Origin of the sequence: Enterobacter sp. HG048 (assembly GCF_024702055.1) — a bacterium.
Lineage (GTDB): Bacteria > Pseudomonadota > Gammaproteobacteria > Enterobacterales > Enterobacteriaceae > Enterobacter > Enterobacter dykesii.
Genome location: NZ_JANLIZ010000002.1, coordinates 68,025 through 85,982, shown reverse-complemented (window position 1 = coordinate 85,982; position 17,958 = coordinate 68,025). Strand labels below are relative to the sequence as shown.

At 53.1% G+C, this 17,958-nt stretch carries 18 protein-coding genes; 8 read left to right on the top strand and 10 right to left on the bottom strand.

All coding sequences use genetic code 11. From position 1 onward, the window contains the following. Nucleotides 1-122: 122 nt before the first annotated feature. A complete protein-coding gene (flhC, locus tag NUX24_RS03750; protein ID WP_013096051.1) occupies nucleotides 123-701 on the bottom strand; it encodes a flagellar transcriptional regulator FlhC in 579 nt (192 codons plus the stop codon). Between the two features lie 2 nt (nucleotides 702-703). Beyond that, a complete protein-coding gene (gene flhD / locus NUX24_RS03745) occupies nucleotides 704-1,054 on the bottom strand; it encodes a flagellar transcriptional regulator FlhD (RefSeq protein WP_008500415.1) in 351 nt (116 codons plus the stop codon). Nucleotides 1,055-1,848: 794 nt separating this feature from the next. Here flhD and uspC point away from each other — a divergent pair. Continuing rightward, complete coding sequence (gene uspC / locus NUX24_RS03740; protein ID WP_033145878.1) at nucleotides 1,849-2,277, top strand: universal stress protein UspC; 429 nt, start codon at nucleotides 1,849-1,851, stop codon at nucleotides 2,275-2,277. 15 nt (nucleotides 2,278-2,292) lie between these two features. Here uspC and otsA read toward each other — a convergent pair whose 3' ends face one another. The 5 genes from otsA to araF form a co-directional block, all read right to left on the bottom strand. Beyond that, nucleotides 2,293-3,717: an alpha,alpha-trehalose-phosphate synthase gene (gene otsA, locus NUX24_RS03735; RefSeq protein ID WP_126330189.1), complete on the bottom strand. Its 1,425-nt coding sequence runs from the start codon at nucleotides 3,715-3,717 to the stop codon at nucleotides 2,293-2,295. After that, a complete protein-coding gene (gene otsB / locus NUX24_RS03730; protein ID WP_257830039.1) occupies nucleotides 3,692-4,495 on the bottom strand; it encodes a trehalose-phosphatase in 804 nt (267 codons plus the stop codon). The genes otsA and otsB overlap by 26 nt, the downstream gene beginning before the upstream one ends. 176 nt (nucleotides 4,496-4,671) lie before the next feature. Then, on the bottom strand, nucleotides 4,672-5,658 hold the full coding sequence (gene araH / locus NUX24_RS03725) for an L-arabinose ABC transporter permease AraH (RefSeq protein WP_023312268.1): 987 nt from the start codon (nucleotides 5,656-5,658) through the stop codon (nucleotides 4,672-4,674). 14 nt (nucleotides 5,659-5,672) lie between these two features. Further along, the gene (gene araG / locus NUX24_RS03720; protein WP_257830038.1) at nucleotides 5,673-7,187 is read right to left on the bottom strand and encodes an L-arabinose ABC transporter ATP-binding protein AraG; all 1,515 of its coding nucleotides are present in this window, start codon (nucleotides 7,185-7,187) and stop codon (nucleotides 5,673-5,675) included. 69 nt (nucleotides 7,188-7,256) lie between these two features. Next, entirely contained in the window at nucleotides 7,257-8,246 is a 990-nt protein-coding gene (gene araF, locus NUX24_RS03715; protein WP_003859687.1) for an arabinose ABC transporter substrate-binding protein AraF, read from the bottom strand. A 787-nt stretch (nucleotides 8,247-9,033) separates the two neighbouring features. Between araF and NUX24_RS03710 the strand changes: the two genes are divergently transcribed. Together NUX24_RS03710 and NUX24_RS03705 are read left to right on the top strand one after the other, a co-directional pair. Next, on the top strand, nucleotides 9,034-9,537 hold the full coding sequence (locus NUX24_RS03710) for a non-heme ferritin-like protein (RefSeq protein ID WP_047652355.1): 504 nt from the start codon (nucleotides 9,034-9,036) through the stop codon (nucleotides 9,535-9,537). A 591-nt stretch (nucleotides 9,538-10,128) separates the two neighbouring features. Further along, nucleotides 10,129-11,472 (top strand): anaerobic C4-dicarboxylate transporter, encoded by a 1,344-nt coding sequence (locus tag NUX24_RS03705; RefSeq protein WP_257830037.1) that lies wholly within the window; start codon nucleotides 10,129-10,131, stop codon nucleotides 11,470-11,472. Nucleotides 11,473-11,514: 42 nt separating this feature from the next. Here the strand turns inward: NUX24_RS03705 and NUX24_RS03700 are convergent, their stop codons facing one another. Further along, nucleotides 11,515-11,766, bottom strand: a complete 252-nt coding sequence (locus NUX24_RS03700; RefSeq protein WP_008500405.1) for a DUF2766 family protein — start codon at nucleotides 11,764-11,766, stop codon at nucleotides 11,515-11,517. Nucleotides 11,767-11,873: 107 nt separating this feature from the next. Then, on the bottom strand, nucleotides 11,874-11,957 hold the full coding sequence (azuC, locus tag NUX24_RS03695) for a stress response protein AzuC (protein ID WP_014884364.1): 84 nt from the start codon (nucleotides 11,955-11,957) through the stop codon (nucleotides 11,874-11,876). A 234-nt stretch (nucleotides 11,958-12,191) separates the two neighbouring features. On the opposite strand from azuC, the gene NUX24_RS03690 reads away from it, so the two are divergent. From NUX24_RS03690 to tyrP, 3 genes are all read left to right on the top strand, one after another. Next, nucleotides 12,192-12,530, top strand: coding sequence for a YecR-like lipofamily protein (locus tag NUX24_RS03690; protein ID WP_257830036.1), 339 nt, complete (start codon nucleotides 12,192-12,194; stop codon nucleotides 12,528-12,530). A gap of 204 nt (nucleotides 12,531-12,734) precedes the next feature. After that, nucleotides 12,735-13,232, top strand: coding sequence for a non-heme ferritin (gene ftnA, locus NUX24_RS03685; RefSeq protein WP_023336146.1), 498 nt, complete (start codon nucleotides 12,735-12,737; stop codon nucleotides 13,230-13,232). A gap of 251 nt (nucleotides 13,233-13,483) precedes the next feature. After that, nucleotides 13,484-14,695: a tyrosine transporter TyrP gene (tyrP, locus tag NUX24_RS03680; RefSeq protein WP_257830035.1), complete on the top strand. Its 1,212-nt coding sequence runs from the start codon at nucleotides 13,484-13,486 to the stop codon at nucleotides 14,693-14,695. Between the two features lie 30 nt (nucleotides 14,696-14,725). Here tyrP and NUX24_RS03675 read toward each other — a convergent pair whose 3' ends face one another. Beyond that, complete coding sequence (locus NUX24_RS03675) at nucleotides 14,726-15,394, bottom strand: YecA family protein (RefSeq protein ID WP_047652366.1); 669 nt, start codon at nucleotides 15,392-15,394, stop codon at nucleotides 14,726-14,728. A gap of 425 nt (nucleotides 15,395-15,819) precedes the next feature. Here NUX24_RS03675 and NUX24_RS03670 point away from each other — a divergent pair, with 425 nt between their 5' ends. After that, nucleotides 15,820-16,941: a branched-chain amino acid ABC transporter substrate-binding protein gene (locus NUX24_RS03670; RefSeq protein WP_257830034.1), complete on the top strand. Its 1,122-nt coding sequence runs from the start codon at nucleotides 15,820-15,822 to the stop codon at nucleotides 16,939-16,941. A 99-nt stretch (nucleotides 16,942-17,040) separates the two neighbouring features. Beyond that, complete coding sequence (locus NUX24_RS03665; protein WP_257830033.1) at nucleotides 17,041-17,955, top strand: branched-chain amino acid ABC transporter permease LivH; 915 nt, start codon at nucleotides 17,041-17,043, stop codon at nucleotides 17,953-17,955. The last annotated feature ends 3 nt before the right edge of the window (nucleotides 17,956-17,958 follow it).

Genomic DNA, 17,958 nt, shown 5'->3' with positions numbered 1-17,958 from the left:
ACATCATCCTTCCGCTAGTGACTATGGCAAGGACGTCCAGCTCGCAGCGTTTACCGTTTGCGGGGTAAAAAAAAGCAGCGGTAATTGCTTACCGCTGCTGGAATTTTTCCCACACGTTCGGGTTAAACAGCTTGTTCGATCTGTTCATCCAGCAGTTGTGGAATAATATCGGCAGCATCCCGGGAAAGTTTACGTCTTTTTACTGCGCGGGATGGAGGCTGACATAAACTACAGGCGAAGCTGCCTGCAGGTTGATGAGCATGGGTAATAAAATTGCCGTCGCAGCAGTTGCAGCGCGACAGTTCAAGCATTCCGCTCTCAACAAAACGCACCAGCGTCCATGCGCGGGTCAGCGCCAGCAGAGGGCCTTCTTCCTGCTGTGGGCATTGTTCAAGGTAAAGTTTGTACGCTTTGATCACGGCGTCAACGCCGCTACACAAACCGGTTTTGAGAAGATACTGCCAGGCATTACAGAACATAGAAGCATGAATATTCTGCTCCCACGTCATAAACCAGTCGGTAGAAAACGGCAGCATGCCTTTCGGCGGGGGACTACCACGTAACTCTTTGTACAGTTTGATGAGACGACCACGGCTCAGTTGAGTCTCGCTTTCCAGCATTTGTAAACGAGCACCCAGTGTAATCAGCTCCATGGCCAACTGTATGTCACGCGCTTCCTGAACAATGCTTTTCTCGCTCATTGCTAGGCCCTTTTCTTACGGGCTACGTCATCAGGCTGGCTGATTTCGTTAAGCAAGCGAGTGGAAAGAAGAATACCGGTATGGATCTGTTGAAGATCGTCCACACGGGATTCCTGCGTCAGACGCGTTATTGTCTGTGAATCATCGAAACGGAACTGGCAAACCAGTTGATTCGTTTCAGCCAGTTTAACCATCTGCGGGAGGGTTAAACCGCCCAGCATGGTTGCCATTTCTTCGTTAATACCCAGACGAAACATCGCGGACGCCTTGTCCTGACTAATCAAACGCTGCGCGAGCAGTAAATACGACAAATTGATGTCATAGATATGTTTTAGCAACTCGGATGTATGCATTGTTCCCATCCCGAATAACCAACTATTATTTTTATGCGGAAAGACCGCACCCCGTGATGTCGCCGGGAAATCACCCGGTATAAAAAAGAAAAGGCTAAATGCATAGTTGAATTTAGGTTTGTATTCACTGAAACCGTAAGAGAGAAACCGCGAATGCGTCTCTTACATGATTTATCATTTCTTACAAATAACTAAGATTTTTCCTAATTCGACGCAAACTCTACTCGTCAGTTTTGACACATACAATCCAGCCACCCTCAAATTTAAAAAAAATGTGATCCACGTCACACAATTTAAGTGAATATGACCCATAAATCCATCAGTATGACTTGTAATTTGTTCAATATTTAGCCAATCGGTACTGTTTTGTATTCTTAATTGACGAATACTCATGCAGAAGGGTGATCCAAACTGGCATGCAACGTGCTTTTCCTGCGGTAAGCGCCGCGCGGAAACATTTACATCAGGCCCCTTTCCTGGAAACATTTTTCTTACCGTGAAAAAACATATAGTTATGCAGGCAGTACAAAAAAGATGTTTCATAACGTGATCATTCGAAATGAGTTTGTAACGGATCAAAACGATTTAACCGTCAAAGCGTGGAATTGTGTGATTTACGTTAAGTTGTTAATTTTTTTCATTTAGGCGCATTTTTCAGTTATTCTTCTTATAAGAATAATTAATGAATAATTATGATAAGCTTCACACTAATGTCGTAATCTGCTCTTGCAGAACCGGAGATTTCGCGGTAAAGGTGGTTAAACGCTGTCTTTGAGACATCTAAGGAGTGCGCCATGAGTTACTCCCATCTTCTTGTTTCCGTTGCAGTTTCCCCCGAAAGCCATCAACTCGTCGCCCGGGCAGTTTCCATTGCCAGACCTCACAATGCACGCATCAGCCTCATTACGCTCGCCGCAGAGCCAGAGATGTATAATCAGCTGGCCGCCCCCATGCTGGAGGATATTCGTGAGGTTCTTCAGGAAGAGACGCAGCAATTTCTGCGAGAATTAGTGGAAAAGGCACAATATCCCGTTTATGAAACCGTTATTGCGACCGGGGAACTCAATGCCCATATTCTCGATATGTGTCGCAGACAAAATATTGATTTAGTGATTTGCGGGAACCATAACCACAGCTTTTTATCGCGCGCAGCCTGTGCGGCGAAATCTATTGTTGCGTCAAGCCAGGTTGATGTGCTGTTAGTACCGCTTGGGGGGCATTAACCCCCCAGCAGAAAATCATGCGAGTTTAGGGAAGGTCGCGATCTTTTTTTGCAGATTGCACTCATGACTTTGCGGAACGATATCCCGGAGATCCTGAATAAAACGCGCCTGCCAGTGGTTAATATCGTTCTTCCGGATCGTCTCCATCATGTCAGCATGGCGGGAAATACGTTCCGTGAGCGGCATTGTCAGGGCACGATTCAGCGCATTCGCCACGTCATCCCTGTCGTAAGGGTTAACGATGAGCGCCGACGTGAGCTCATTTGCGGCCCCGGCAAACTGGGAAAGCACAAGAACACCCGGGTCGGCAGGATCCTGCGCCGCCACGTACTCTTTCGCCACCAGGTTCATCCCGTCGCGCAACGGCGTGACCAGCCCAACGTCCGCATAGCGGAAGACCTTCATCAGGATCTTACGGTCAAAATGCTGATTCAGGTAAAACAGCGGCGTCCAGCCCAGCTGGCCGTAGCGGCCATTAATGCGCCCTGCTTCTGTCTCCAGCTGATGACGAATATCCTGATAAGCCTGAACCTCACCGCGCGACGTCGGCGCGATCTGGGTATAGCGAATTTTCCCGTGATGCTGCGGGTATTTATCCAGCAGCGTTTCATACGCGAGGAAGCGTTCCGGCAGCCCTTTGGAATAATCAAGACGTTCTACCGAGAAGATATTTTTCACGTGCTTGAGTTCATTCTTAAGCTGCGCCAGCTTCGGCGGCAGCGGGCCAGAAGCCTGCTCCGCGATTTCGTCAGGTTCAATCCCTATAGGATAGACCTCGGTGTGGAAAGTTTTCCCCCACGCCGTATGGGTTTTCCCGCCCTTGGTCACCAGACGCGCTTTACCTGACACGGAATCAAGGAACGCGAGGCGGTCATTTTCGGTCTGGAAGCCGAGCAAATCGTAATCGCACAGCGCTTCCAGCAGCTCTTCATGCGGCGGCAGCGCGGTAAAAATTTCCGGCGTCGGGAACGGGATATGCAGGAAGAAACCAATGCGGTTATTCACCCCCCTCTTTCGCAGCTCTCTCGCGAAGGGTAACAGGTGATAATCGTGGATCCATAAAATATCGTCTTCTTCTATTAATGGCAGCAGTTTATCCGCCAGCAGCGCATTCACGCGCGAGTAGCCTTCGAAGGATTCACGCTGGAATTTTACCAGGTCAAGACGATAGTGAAACGCAGGCCACAGGACGGCATTTGAGAACTGCGAGTAATACTCGTCATAGTCTTTCTCTTTCAATGCAAATGAAGCCCACGTAATGTTTCCGCGCGTTACCTTTTTCAGCGGTTTCTCTTCTTCACTGATTTCTCCACTCCAGCCAAACCACAGCCCGCCAGCGGCTTTTAAGGCACCTAACACCCCTACCGCCAGGCCACCTGCACTGGCTTTTTTATCGTCAGGCGGTGCGATTCGGTTAGAGACGACGACTAAGCGACCCATAATGGTTTCCCCCTTTGCTTTGCGCTATTTGTTGTTGTTGCTGGTTAGCGATGTCAGATATCCACTGCCAGACGCTGGCGACATCCGCCAGTCGCCATTCGGCAACCGTGTCACCAGGCCCCACCTTGACGGCGATCCCTCCGGCCTGATTCACTACGCGAAACCCGGCCTCGTCGGTCAAGTCATCCCCAATGAAAACGGGCGTTCGCCCTTTAAAAGGCGGCGACGCCATAAACGCGGCGATGGCCGCGCCTTTATTAATCCCTTTCGGTTTTAACTCCACCACGCATTTGCCGGGCTGCAACGCCAGCTGTGGATGCGCATCTGCAACCTTCTGAGCAAGCGCAAGCACGGCCTCCTCATGCTGCGGCGCCTGACGATAATGCAGGGCAAAGGCCATGCCTTTGGCTTCCAGCTCGGTGCCGGGCAGTTCGGCCAGCGCTGCAGAGAGCTGCTTATGCAGCGTTTGCGTGAGTGCGTCGGGGAGTGAAACGATATGCGTGTGATCATGGATGTCGCGGCGCTCCGCTCCGTGTACACCGGCCAGCGGAAAGTGGTAAGGACTGGCGAGCGTATCCAGCTCGGCCATTGAGCGCCCTGATATCAATGCCAGTGCTCCCTCGTTCATGAGCGAGAGCTGATGCAAATCCTGTAACACCGCATCCGGAATAGACACCTGGTCAGGGTGCGGTTTTATCCCGGCGAGCGTGCCGTCGAGATCAAAAAAGAAAGCATAGTGTCCGGGCAGTACAGGCGGTGCGGTTAACATGTCAGCCACCCTTTTCCTCCTTACGGTTTACGAGAGGTAAACGCCTTTACCTCTTTCATAGCCATGTAAGTATAGACAGTGTGACGTCGCTCGCCATTTGACAACCGCCACGCCAGTTTTACTGGCGGGGCGGTTAAGGGGTCAGCTATGGTTATAAGTTGAGCAATAAAAGACGGGAAAAAGGGTTACACGGTACGCTTCGCTTTTTGCTTGTAACGGTCGAAAATCACGGCTGCCAGCAGGATCAGGCCACGCACGACGTACTGCGAGAACGGCGAAATATTCAGCAGGTTCATGGCGTTCTCCACCGTCCCTAAAATCAGTATACCGGCCACCACATATGAGATTTTTCCGATGCCGCCCTTGAGGGAAACGCCCCCTAAAACGCAGGCCGAAATGACGATCAGCTCGTAACCAATAGAGGTCATCGGCTGGCCGCTGGTCATACGCGAAGCCAGAATGATCCCCGCGGCGGCAGAAACCAGCCCTGAGAGCACGAAGATAATAATCTTGGTGCGCACCACCGGCACCCCGGCCAGACGGGCGGCCTCCTCGTTACCGCCAATCGCCAGCGTATTGCGGCCAAAGGTGGTCCGGTTGAGCAGGAAGCCGAACAGGATCAGGCAGGCCACGGTCAGCCAGATTGGCGCAGGCAGACCCAGCCAGTTGGCGTAACCCAGGGTAAAGAAGCGCTCGTCTTCAATCCCCACCGCTTTACCGTCGGAGATGATATAGGCTAGCCCGCGGACAATTTGCATCGTAGCGAGCGTGGTGATCAGGGCATTAATCTTCAGGCGTGCGATAACAAAACCGTTCACCAGACCGCTGATGACGCCGAGTAGCAGACCAGCCAGAACGCCAATCCACAGGCTCTCGGTCATGTTGATCACCACTGCCGTCGTGACGCCCGCACAGGCAATAACCGACGCCACCGACAGGTCAAAATCGCCGGAGGCCAGGCAGAATAGCATCCCGCAGGCCACCATCCCGGACATGGAAATGGCCAGCCCCAGCCCTTTCATATTAATAAAGGTGGCAAAATTAGGGACAAAGATCGCGCAGGCGAGGAACAGCGCGGCAAAGACCACCAGCATGCCGTACTGATCCCAGATACGCCCAAAACTCAGCGCCGACTTCGACTTCGGCGCTCCGGATGTAGTAACAGAGGACATCATTAACTCCTTACTCAGGCGACAGCCTGGCTGACTTTAGGCATGGCGAGGTTCAACGCCTGTTGTTCATTCGCCTGTTCATGAAGTAATTCACCGGCAATTTCGCCTTCACGCATCACCACAATGCGGTCGGCCACGCCAAGCACCTCCGGCAGATCGCTGGAGGCGAAGAGCACCGCCACGCCGCGTTTTGCCAGCTCATAGATCACGTTATAAATTTCGTGTTTTGCCCCCACATCGATACCGCGCGTCGGCTCGTCCAGCAAAATGACCTTCATGTCTTCCGACAGCCAGCGGCCTAAAATCGCCTTCTGCTGGTTTCCGCCTGACAGATTCATGATCAGCTGTTCCGGACCCGGCGTTTTGATGTTAAGCGAGCGAATATGGTGGTCGGCGTTGCTCGACTCCCAGCCATCGTTTATCAGGCAGCCTGCGCGAATAAACTTGCGGCGAGCGGAAATATTGATGTTGTCGCGAACCGAATGCACCGGAATAATCCCCTCGGCTTTACGGTCTTCCGGGCAGAGCATCATGCCCGCCCTGATCGCGTGAGCCGGTTTCTGGATATCGACCCGTTCACCGTCAATAGAAACCTGCCCTTCGGTAATGCGGGTACCGCCGAACAGGCCTTTCATTAATTCACTGCGCCCCGCCCCCACCAGACCAAACAGCCCGACAATTTCGCCGCTGCGAACCGATAACGAAATCGGCGTGCGCACGCCCGGCGCTTTGACGCTGTCCAGACGCAGGCGTTCAGGGCCGTACTGGCGCGGCTGCCAGTGATAAATATCCCCCAGATCGCGCCCGACCATCGCCTGAACAAGCTGGTCATGGTTAACCTGCTGCATATCAGTAAAGGTGCGCACATAGCGCCCATCTTTAAAGACGGTGATGGCGTCACTCAGGGCAAATATCTCTTCCATGCGGTGCGAGACATATAAAATCGTACGGCCTTCTTGACGCAATTCGCGGATCACGCGGAACAGATTTTCAATTTCACGCGCAGAGAGCGAACTGGTGGGCTCATCGAAGGCGATAATTCTGGCGTTACGCGCCAGCGCCTTGGCAATTTCAACCATCTGCCACTGGCCGATGGAAAGATATTTCAGCGGCGTCTGGGGATCGACGTCCAGACCCAGGTGTTTAAGCTGCAGCCCCGCTTCATAATTAAGTAGCGAACGATTTACCACGCCGCCTTTGTGCGGAAGCTGACCTAAATAGATGTTTTCCGCCACGGTCATCTCGGGAATGAGGTGCAGCTCCTGATAGATGATCGCAACCCCGGCATTGAGCGCCGCCGTGGTATCGGCAAACGCCACCTCTTCGCCGCGAATGGCCAGCGTGCCGGTCGTAGGCGCGTAGTTGCCGCTGAGGATCTTCAACAGCGTGGATTTCCCCGCGCCGTTTTCCCCCATCAGGGCGTGGACCTGGCCGGCATAGCAGTCGAAGCTGATATGGGTCAGCGCGTTAACACCGGGGAAAGTTTTCCCGATGCCGCGAAAAGAGAGATACGGATCAGACTGTCGCATAACGTCTCCGTGATTCCTGTAGTGTGTACGTCTGGCCCCTCACGATGCGAGGGGCACAATCACAGCGTATTACTTACCGCCCAGCCCTTTTTTCGCCAGCTCCTCTTTGAAGTTGTCGCGGGTAATCAGCACCACGTCGGTCACTTCGGTAAATTTCGGCGGTTCGGCCCCTTTGGTTACCCAGTTGTAGAGCATCTCACTGGATTTGTAACCGTGAACGTCCGGGCTCGGCAGCAGAGAACCGTAGAAGCCGGTAGCCTGCGCTTTAGACAGCTCGCTGACGGCGTCAACGCCGTTGATGCCAATCCCGATCACGTCAGGCGCTTTGAAGCCCTGGCCTTCCGTCGCGCGTACTCCGCCGAGCACGGTGTTGTCGTTCATGCCGACCACCAGCCAGTGTTTGACCTCCGGATGCTGGACCAGCATAGAGTTCGCGGCGTCGAATGCGCCCGGGATATCGTTGGATTTGGTTGGGACTTTATAGATCTGTTTTTCCGGGAAGCCGGCCGCTTTCAGCGCGTCCATTGAACCGGTAGTACGACGACGGGCGGTGTCCAGCTCGTCAGCGGTGATAGCCATTACCGCGGTCTCTTTGACATCCCAGCCGCGCTTTTGCATCTCTTTATAGAGCTCCTGGCCCTGGCGTTCGCCGATTTTGGTCGCCGCCATCATGACCAGCGGGACGGTGTCCATCGGCTTGCCTTTGGCGTTAACGAACTGATCGTCAACCGCGATGACCTTCATGTCGTAACCGCGCGCTTTCGCCGCGATTGCCGATCCCAGCTTTGGATCCGGGGTACAGATAACGAAACCTTTTGCACCGCTGGCCGCCAGGCTGTCGATGGCGTTCAGGGTTTTTTCGCCGTCAGGCACGGCGATTTTAATGACTTCAAAACCTAAATCTTTCCCGGCTTTATCTGCGAATTTCCACTCAGTCTGGAACCAGGGCTCTTCGGGCTGTTTTACCAAAAAACCGAGTTTTAAATTCTCAGCGATAGCGGATTGTGACATAACGGCAGCCAGACCGATGGCCGCCAGCGCTTTAGTAAATTTGTGCATGGTAAACTCCAGCTTTAGCATTCTTTTCTGTAGGGAATAAGTGCGTGCTTCTTATTTAATCGGACTTAAAACAAGGCATTAGCGCTTACCTCGTCATAAGCGTTATTGCTGGTGATAGTTTTAGCGGGAAATTAATCATCCATAAGAGAGCCCCATCACACCGCAGAATTACAGTAATTGCGTACATAAATTCAGCGAAAAATGACATAAAAAAGACAGGATTTGTCAGACAAATAGAAGGCGGTTAAGCAGAATTATCCATAAGATTAGCCAAGATATCCCTGATGCCCCTCAGCGGGCAAAGCGGCACCTGGCGTTAAACGGGTTCAACATGTTTTTCATCACGAATGTACAATGCACCTGAAAAACGTTATTCCGCAGAATTTGATTTAGCGCAATTTTATTGACACATCATATATTCGAAACGATTAAACCGTATTTCTGTTTTTCACGGAGTAATATTCCAACTTAATATTCCCGAAAGAGTAACAGTGCACCATCACGGTAAAACCCATTGATTATTAGCACCTTAAATACCCCCCTATTCATGGCTAGCTAATTTTATTTCTGTACTATATTAAACTTTGTAATGTATGGTAAACACAGCCTAATTAAGAGTTTTCTTAGACCATAGACAAGGGTATGCTTATTTATATCGAACACAGGAAGTGAATTTCGGTCGATTTCGCTCACGGCAGAATGTCTATATCTGCTTTTATCTTCGTATTTGCCTGGCGCTCAGGTTAAGCAACGGACATCACGTCCCACAGTCAATAAGGATATGAGTATGGCTACCCAAACGATGATGCAAAAACTTAACGCGCAGATGAACCTTGAGTTCTACGCCTCGAATCTGCACCTTCACTTAAGCGCGTGGTGTGCCGAGAATAGTCTCACGGGATCTGCCACCTTCTTTCGCTCGCAGGCGCAAAGTAACGTCACGCATATGATGCGTGTCTTTAACTTTCTGAAAGCCGCAGGGGCAAATCCTGTCGTCAAAGCCCTTGATGGGATAAACGAAAACTACTCTTGCCTGGAAGAACTGTTCCAGAAAACGCTTGAAGAGTACGAGCAACGCTGCAGCACGCTCAGCAAACTGGCCGATGAAGCCAAAGCGCAGCAGGACATTACGACGCTCAGATTCTTACGCGATATGGACAAAGAGCAGCAGCAGGATGGCATGCTGCTGAAGACGCTGGCGGATGAGATCCATCACGCGCAGCAGGCGGGTTTATGTCCTGAGCAGACCGACCGTCATCTGCTCGACATTGTGTCGGTGCAGCAACACTGAGTTTTTTAATCTGCTCCAACCGGGCTGAGGGTTTCCCAAGAATTTATTAACCTGAAGCGATTAATTTTGTTTCAGGTAAGTGAATAACTGACAGCGATGTCCTGGTTCGGCTGTAAATCGCCGAAGCGTTTCCGTAAGGCCGGGGCGAGGCGCAGGGATGCGCCGAGAGGGTGTGGCCTGCAGGGATGCAGGCTCATGCCCGACCCGATAGCCTGAAGGAATAAGCTGAGGGCACCGCGAAGCGGCGATTTACCGCCGGGAGCCCGGGTCGCCAGGGCGGCGGCGATTGAGCCGCCCTGGCACGTTCACCGGTCATGTCGTTAAAGAGTAGCAAGGAACATGAAGTGAACGGAATGACCACCACAGCCGTATGTTCCCCCTCACCCCAGCCCTCTCCCTCAAGGGAGAGGGAGTCGTCCGTGCAGGCATTGTTTTGTGGGGATCCCTCCTCCCACCTGAGGCAGGATTCCTTTTCCCATCTCCAACCATCTGCTTTTGCTGACATTTAACAAATCAGATCTGGCTCCCAATGATTAACCACACAACGTGTGATGATTTATTTAGTTACATAATCATTGACGAGGGAGCATCATGATCACCATTGAGTTTTTTGTCATTCTCCTCTGCCTGCTGACGGGTACGCGTTTCGGCGGTATGGGGCTTGGGTTAATCAGCGGTATTGGTCTTTTTATTTTATGTTTTGTCTTTGGTCTGCAACCGGGTAAACCGCCGGTTGACGTTATGCTGACCATTCTTGCGGTAATTGGCTGTGCGGCTACGCTGCAGACTGCGGGCGGCCTCAACGTCATGATGCAGTTTGCTGAACGTCTACTGCGCAAACACCCGCAGCACATCACCCTGCTCGCCCCTTTCACCACATGGATGCTGACCTTTCTGTGCGGCACCGGACATGTGGTCTACACCATGTTCCCCATCATTGCGGATATCGCCCTGAAAAAAGGGATCCGCCCGGAGCGCCCCATGGCCGTGGCATCGGTGGCATCACAGATGGCGATTACGGCATCCCCCGTTTCCGTTGCCGTTGTGTCGCTGGTGTCTATCCTGGCGGCCCAGCATGGGATCGGCCACGCGTGGGGGATCCTGGAAATTCTCGCCGTGTCGGTTCCCGCTTCGCTTTTCGGCGTAGCCATTGCGGCCCTGTGGAGCTTACGCCGTGGGAAAGATTTGGCGGACGACATTGAGTTTCAGGAAAAGCTGAAAGATCCTAAGCAGCGCGAGTTTATCTATGGCGGAACGGAGACGCTAATGAATCAGCGTTTCCCTAAACAGGCCTACTGGTCCACGTGGATTTTCTTTGCCGGCATTGCCGTGGTCGTTCTGCTGGGCGCCTTCCCTGAGCTGCGCCCCGCCTTTGAGCTAAAAGGCAAAATGACGGCGCTGTCGATGAACCTTGTCATCCAGATGATGATGTTAATTGCAGGCGCCGTGATGCTGATGGCCTGTAAGGTCAACGCGTCGGCTATTTCCAACGGCGCGGTGTTCAAGGCTGGTATGGTCGCGATCTTCTCAGTATTTGGCGTGGCGTGGATGAGCGATACCTTTTTCCAGGCGCATCTCGACGAATTAAAGCTGGCGCTGGAAGGCGTGGTGAAGAGCCACCCGTGGACGTATGCCATTGTGCTGTTTCTGGTGTCAAAACTGGTGAACAGTCAGGCGGCGGCGCTGACGGCCGTTGCGCCTATGGGCCTCATGCTCGGCATCGACCCGAAAATGCTGATCGCCTTTTTCCCGGCGTCCTACGGCTATTTTGTCCTGCCGACCTATCCCAGCGATTTGGCCTGCATCGGCTTTGACCGGTCAGGCACGACCCGCATCGGCAAATTTATCATCAACCACAGCTTCATTTTGCCAGGGCTGATTGGGGTAAGCTGCGCGTGCGCGGCGAGCTACTTGCTGGTCCAGACGTTCTTCTGACCGCATAAAAGGGCGACACGTCCCGTCGCCCCTTTCCCTGCTTCAGTGGGACTCACCCTGCGGCGTGAATCGCAGTTCAATCAGCGCGATGGCTTTCTGGATCGCACGAAGCGTAACCGGGTCCGCGGCTGCGGGATGGCTGGCGAAATCGATGTTTTTCAGCTGGGTAGACATCTTCTCGCGCACTTCAACCGGCGCAATCACGTCCAGAACATCAAGAATTTGTTTGATAACCAGCTGGCAGGCGACAACGTCAGAGACCAGTTCCTGATCGGCGCTCAGGTTTTGTGACATGGGGTTTTCTCCTTATTTAAAGGCCGCCATAGTAGCAAACACGCCCCCTGACATCTTCCCTTCATCGCCTGCAGGTACAAAAAAACCCGCCGAAGCAGGTTTTTTTATCAGAACATGGCGCCTGGCGGCACGTCTTTGAACGTGCGGCAGTAATTGGCCCACATGCTTTTCAGGATTTTGCGCAGTTTCACGATGATGCTCCATTAACTTGTTATACAACTTTATTGTCAACGTGCTTATAATATGACCATCATCACAAAAATCAATCATTTTGTGATACTCATCACATTTTCATAAGGGATTGGCTTGATAGCACTCCCCTCTGACCCGTTGCGAAGAGTGAGGGCAGATTGTCCGGCTATTCCAGGCATTGCAGCGGGCATCTGCGGGTACGATAACGTATTTCCATCCACTCAGAGCGAACCATGAAAAGAGTCATTGTAGCCGGCACACTCCTGCTGCTCGCGGGATGCAGTATTAACCGCCAGGCTGAAGTCAGCAGCCTCGACGCGCCGAACGGCATCGTCCGCCTCGATTACGGCCAGGCAGTGCTGCAAAATGCGTATTCCGATGAGTATGTGAATAACGGCACGGCGGCAAAAGCGTGTCAAAGCATGGGGTATGCCACCGCCTCAGCCTATGGTCAGCCCATCAAAACCTGCACCCTGACGAGCGGCTCTTTGTGTCTGAACGAGAGCGTGACTATCCAGTATAAATGTATGGGTTACGCCATTAACCCTAAGTCAAATAATCCCTGGTATTAATCAACGCTGCCAGCGTTTGCTGGCAGTGTATTTCATTACGAACAAAAACAATTCTCATTAATAAATTATAAAAATCGCCAATGCGTTTTATTCCCATTCGTATTTTAAATAAATAAAATAAAAATTTTACGTTTTGCAAATAATTAAATAACAACTTATAGTGTCGCTCATCGTGAACCAGAAATAATAACCCGGAGCGTCACCATGCTGAAAACTGAAATGATCGACAAGCTCAACGCGCAAATGAACCTCGAGCTTTTTTCATCCCTCCTCTACCAGCAGATGAGCGCCTGGTGCAGCTACCACAGCTTCGAAGGTGCGGCCGCGTTTCTGCGTCGTCACGCTCAGGAAGAGATGACCCACATGCAACGTCTGTTTGATTATCTGACGGATACGGGCAGCCTGCCGCGCATTGAAACCGTGACATCACCTTTCGCTGAGTATAATTCTCTCGATGAACTTTTCCGCGCTACCTATGAGCACGAGCAGCTGATTACGCAGAAAATTAACGAACTGGTTCATGCGGCAATGACCAGCCAGGATTATCCAACCTTTAATTTCCTGCAGTGGTACGTCGCTGAACAACACGAAGAAGAGAAGCTGTTTAAATCTGTGCTGGATAAACTATCTCTGGTAGGGAAATCCGGCGAAGGTCTTTACTTTATTGATAAAGAACTTTCCACGCTAGATACTCAAAATTAATTTCTACGCGGTGCCGGTTTCCGGCACCGCGTTAATTTACCTTCCCTCCCCCGCATCGAAATACCCATTTTATTCCCTGTACGCCCTGTTTACGTCACGCCTGAGCGTCGCCCCACGTGATAGAATTGCCGGCAGCGCGATACGTAAACTTTTCATTACACCACTTGTAACGGTGATTTGACGAGTTACGGCTTTTCCCTTACTCTGCGCCGCAGATTTTGTTGCGGTTAAGAAGCGTTGTAGAGGAAAGCGTGAAAAACAGAACCCTGGGAAGTATTTTTATCGTCGCCGGAACGACAATTGGCGCAGGAATGCTGGCCATGCCCCTGGCGGCCGCGGGCGTGGGATTTGGCATGACCCTGCTGCTGCTGGGCACGCTTTGGGCACTAATGTGCTACACCGCCCTGCTGCTGCTTGAGGTTTACCAGCACGTGCCCGCCGACACCGGTCTGGGTTCGCTGGCGGCGCGCTATCTGGGACGCTATGGCCAGTGGATAACCGGCTTTAGCATGATGTTTCTGATGTACGCCCTGACCGCCGCCTATATTAGCGGTGCCGGAGAGCTCATCGCCTCCAGCGTCAACGACTGGTTTGGCTCTGAAATTACCCCTGCGACGGGCGCTATCTTCTTTGCGCTCATCGGCGGCGGCGTGGTCTGCGTGGGGACATCGCTGGTCGATCTGTTTAACCGCTTTCTGTTCAGCGCCAAAATTCTCTTCCTGATTATCATGCTGGTGCTGCTGGCGCCGCACGTGCATAAGGTCAACCTGCTGACGCTGCCGCTGGAAAAAGGGCTGGCGCTTTCCGCGATCCCGGTCATTTTCACCTCGTTTGGCTTCCACGGCAGCGTACCGAGCATCGTCAGCTATATGAATGGCGATATCCGCAAGCTGCGCCGCGTCTTTGTTATCGGCAGTGCCATTCCGCTGATCGCCTATATTTTCTGGCAGCTGGTGACGCTGGGCAGCATTGACTCCACAACCTTTCTTGGCCTGATGGCGCAACACGCAGGCCTGAACGGTTTTTTGCTGGCGCTGCGCGAGGTTGTTACCTCCCCGCACGTGGAGCTGGCGGTACACCTGTTTGCCGACCTGGCGCTGGCAACCTCGTTTCTGGGCGTGGCGCTCGGTCTGTTTGATTACCTGGCCGACCTGTTCCAGCGTCGCAACACCGCGGCCGGACGGTTGCAGACGGGGGCCATCACCTTCCTGCCGCCGCTCGCTTTTGCGCTGTTTTACCCACGCGGGTTTGTGATGGCGCTGGGCTACGCAGGGGTGGCGCTCTCTATCCTTGCCCTGCTGCTCCCTTCCCTGCTGGCGTGGAAAAGCCGCCAGCAGCATCCTCAGCAAGGGTATCGCGTGGCGGGAGGAAAACCGCTGCTGTGCGTTGTGTTTGGCTGCGGGGTGGTGATTATTCTGGTGCAGGTACTGATTGCAGCCGGGATGCTGCCGGAAGTGGGTTAAAAAAAGGGGCTATCATCAGCCCCTTTTTTATCAGTGCAAACAGCAGCTCTTAAACTTCTTCCCGCTGCCGCAAGGACACGGATCGTTACGCCCGACCTTCGTGCCGTTCACCGTCGGCTTCTTCGCTTCCGGCTGCTGCGGGTTGTTTACCCAGTAGTTATACAGGCGCAGCGCCGCAGGCTGGATGCTTTCGATGCTGGCGATGTACTCCTCTTCGGACAGTTCATCCAGCTTCTCGCTGTTCTCTTCCGTCCCGTGCAGGGCAATCACGTCAAGATCGGCCTTAAGGGCTTCCGGCAAGGCTGACCAGTCCGTCAGCGCCACGCCGCGCATATAGCCATAGCACCACTCTTCCACCACGGTATAGCTCTCACCGTCCACGTCGTTATAACCGAACATCGGTTCAAACTGATCCGGGTACTCGCTCAGGCGCTCGGCAATATCGTTCATGTGCTTAAAGCAGAGATCGATAAAACGGTTCATCTCACGATCGTTTTTCCAGCGCGGAATGTACTTCTCGCCACCCCACACCGCCACCAGCCAGGCATCTGGCTCAACGACAACAGGACCGGAAAGCACTGCGGTAAGCATGCCGTCCAGTTCGGACACGTCAATCACGGACGCGTCATCATGACCGTAAGACATTAACGTCTCTTCAAGCCACGCCATCTCGCTTTCATTCAATGGGCCTTCAGTCATCGCTGATACTCCTGCAAAAAAGGAAACGATCCTAACACATATCTCACGCCTCTCCGGGCTGAAGTTTAGGTCTTTATTGCTGCAAAAACGTGCAAACCGTGACCTTTGCACAACTTATGGGCTTTATTGTTAACGATATGTGATCTCCGCTGTAATTTCTTCTCCTCCCGCAAGGCGGCATAACGCGGCGCTCTATACTCAAACATGTCGCAAGCTCGTCAATGGGTTAACCATTCTGGCAACGTTTTTGCTTAACGTTCTTCGTGCGCCTCTGTGCAGGGAAATCTCGCCGTAATATGCAGGATGCCATCTGTATTTTGTTCGTTTAGTGCATTTTGTTCTTGCTCGTGTTTCGGATTGGCTGCGCCGTCGGGCGTTCGGGTTTACGCCGTGGTGCAAAAACCTCTTTGCTAAGGAACATAATAATGTCGCTGAAATTTATCAGAACTCCTCTTTCTCTTGTGTTGGCCGGTTGCCTGGTGACGGCGTTTTCCGCCCGGGCAGATATTGTGATTGGCGTGGCCGGGCCGTTTACGGGTCCCAATGCGACCTATGGCGATCAGTACTGGCACGGCGCAACGCAGGCCGCTGAAGACATTAATGCCGCAGGCGGCATTAACGGCGAGAAGATCAAACTGGTTCAGGGGGATGACGCCTGCGAGCCCAAGCAGGCCGTGGCCGTTGCCAACCGTTTAGTTGACCAGGATAAAGTCAACGCCGTGGTCGGCCATTTCTGCTCCTCTTCCACCATGCCCGCCTCCGAGGTGTATAGCGATGCGGGCATTATCGCCATCACCCCAGGCTCGACTAACCCGCTGATCACCGAACGCGGCATGAGCGACATGTTCCGCATGTGCGGCCGCGATGACCAGCAGGGTCAGGTTGCCAGCGACTTCATCATCGACAAGCTAAAAGCCAAACGCGTGGTCATCATTCACGATAAAGACACCTATGGTCAGGGTCTGGCTGACGCCACCAAAGCGGCGCTGGCGAAACGCGGGGTTCAGGATGTGATGTATGAAGGGTTATCCCGCGGTGAAAAAGACTTTAACGCGCTGGTGACCAAGATCGGCGCGCAAAAACCGGACATCGTATTCTTCGGTGGCTGTCACCCGGAAGCCGGCCCGCTGGTTCGCCAGATGCGTGAACAGGGCGTGCAGGCGAAATTCTTCTCCGGCGACTGTATTGTCAACGAGGAGATGGTGACCGCCGCGGGTGGCCCGCAATATACCAACGGCATTTACATGACCTTCGGTAAAGATCCGCGCCTTATCCCGGACGGTAAAGCGGTTATCGAGAAATTCCGCGCTGGTAAATTCGAGCCGGAAGGTTACACCCTCTACTCCTATGCCTCCGTACAGGCCATAGCCGCGGCCTTCAAGGCCACCGGCGGCAAGGACTCTGCCAAAGCCAGCGAATGGCTGAAAGCCAATTCCGTCGACACGGTGATGGGCAAAAAAGCCTGGGACAGCAAAGGCGATCTGAAAGTGTCTGACTACGTGGTTTACCAGTGGGACGACAAAGGAAAATATAAGGAAGTGCAGTAACGGGACGGAGTCACGCTCAACGTCGGCGGGTTTGCCCGCCGGCGCGTAATAAACATCAGGCTGCGCGCTTCGCGCAGCCTATAAAACGAGCGCGCTAAGATGAGTACATTCTTCCTGCAACAGTTAATCAATGGTTTAACGCTGGGCTCCGTCTACGGTTTAATCGCTATCGGCTACACCATGGTGTACGGCATTATTGGGATGATCAATTTCGCCCACGGCGAAGTGTATATGATTTCCGCCTATCTCTGCGCCATCGGCCTGGCGCTGCTCTCGTTCTTCGGTCTGCAGTCGTTCCCGCTGCTGATCCTTGGGACGCTGGTGTTCACCATCGTGGTCACCGGAGTGTACGGCTGGACAATCGAACGTATCGCCTACAAGCCGCTGCGCAACTCCACGCGCCTGGCACCGCTGATCTCCGCCATCGGGATGTCTCTTATTCTGCAAAACTACGCGCAGCTGAGCCAGGGTCCGCGTCAGCAAGGAGTGCCGACCATGCTGGATGGCGTCATTCGCCTGCATCTGGGCGACGGGTTCGTGCAGATAACCTACACCAAAGTGTTTATTCTGGTTGCCTCGTTGGCCGGCATGCTGGTGCTCACCTGGATTATCAACCATACCCGGCTGGGCCGGATGTGCCGCGCGGTACAGCAGGATCGTAAGATGGCCTCCATTCTGGGCATTAACACCGACCGGATTATTTCGCTGGTCTTTGTCATCGGCGCGGCGATGGCCGGTCTGGCCGGGGTGTTGATCACCATGAATTACGGCACCTTTGATTTCTACGTCGGGTTCGTCATCGGCATTAAAGCCTTTACTGCAGCGGTACTCGGCGGCATCGGCTCCCTCCCCGGCGCCATGCTCGGTGGCCTTATCCTGGGCGTGGCGGAAGCCCAGTTCTCGGGCATGGTGAATTCGGACTATAAAGACGTCTTCTCATTCGGCCTGCTGGTCATGATCCTTATTTTCCGTCCCCAGGGGCTGCTTGGGCGCCCGATTGTGGCCAAAGTGTGAGGG

Bases quoted from the DNA above. Each gene is read 5' to 3' on its own strand.
- flhC (WP_013096051.1), bottom strand. From the start codon at position 701: ATGAGCGAGAAAAGCATTGTTCAGGAAGCGCGTGACATACAGTTGGCC.
- flhD (WP_008500415.1), bottom strand. From the start codon at position 1,054: ATGCATACATCCGAGTTGCTAAAACATATCTATGACATCAATTTGTCG.
- uspC (WP_033145878.1), top strand. From the start codon at position 1,849: ATGAGTTACTCCCATCTTCTTGTTTCCGTTGCAGTTTCCCCCGAAAGC.
- otsA (WP_126330189.1), bottom strand. From the start codon at position 3,717: ATGGGTCGCTTAGTCGTCGTCTCTAACCGAATCGCACCGCCTGACGAT.
- araH (WP_023312268.1), bottom strand. From the start codon at position 5,658: ATGTCCTCTGTTACTACATCCGGAGCGCCGAAGTCGAAGTCGGCGCTG.
- araG (WP_257830038.1), bottom strand. From the start codon at position 7,187: ATGCGACAGTCTGATCCGTATCTCTCTTTTCGCGGCATCGGGAAAACT.
- araF (WP_003859687.1), bottom strand. From the start codon at position 8,246: ATGCACAAATTTACTAAAGCGCTGGCGGCCATCGGTCTGGCTGCCGTT.
- NUX24_RS03710 (WP_047652355.1), top strand. From the start codon at position 9,034: ATGGCTACCCAAACGATGATGCAAAAACTTAACGCGCAGATGAACCTT.
- NUX24_RS03705 (WP_257830037.1), top strand. From the start codon at position 10,129: ATGATCACCATTGAGTTTTTTGTCATTCTCCTCTGCCTGCTGACGGGT.
- NUX24_RS03700 (WP_008500405.1), bottom strand. From the start codon at position 11,766: ATGTCACAAAACCTGAGCGCCGATCAGGAACTGGTCTCTGACGTTGTC.
- NUX24_RS03690 (WP_257830036.1), top strand. From the start codon at position 12,192: ATGAAAAGAGTCATTGTAGCCGGCACACTCCTGCTGCTCGCGGGATGC.
- ftnA (WP_023336146.1), top strand. From the start codon at position 12,735: ATGCTGAAAACTGAAATGATCGACAAGCTCAACGCGCAAATGAACCTC.
- NUX24_RS03675 (WP_047652366.1), bottom strand. From the start codon at position 15,394: ATGACTGAAGGCCCATTGAATGAAAGCGAGATGGCGTGGCTTGAAGAG.
- NUX24_RS03670 (WP_257830034.1), top strand. From the start codon at position 15,820: ATGTCGCTGAAATTTATCAGAACTCCTCTTTCTCTTGTGTTGGCCGGT.
- NUX24_RS03665 (WP_257830033.1), top strand. From the start codon at position 17,041: ATGAGTACATTCTTCCTGCAACAGTTAATCAATGGTTTAACGCTGGGC.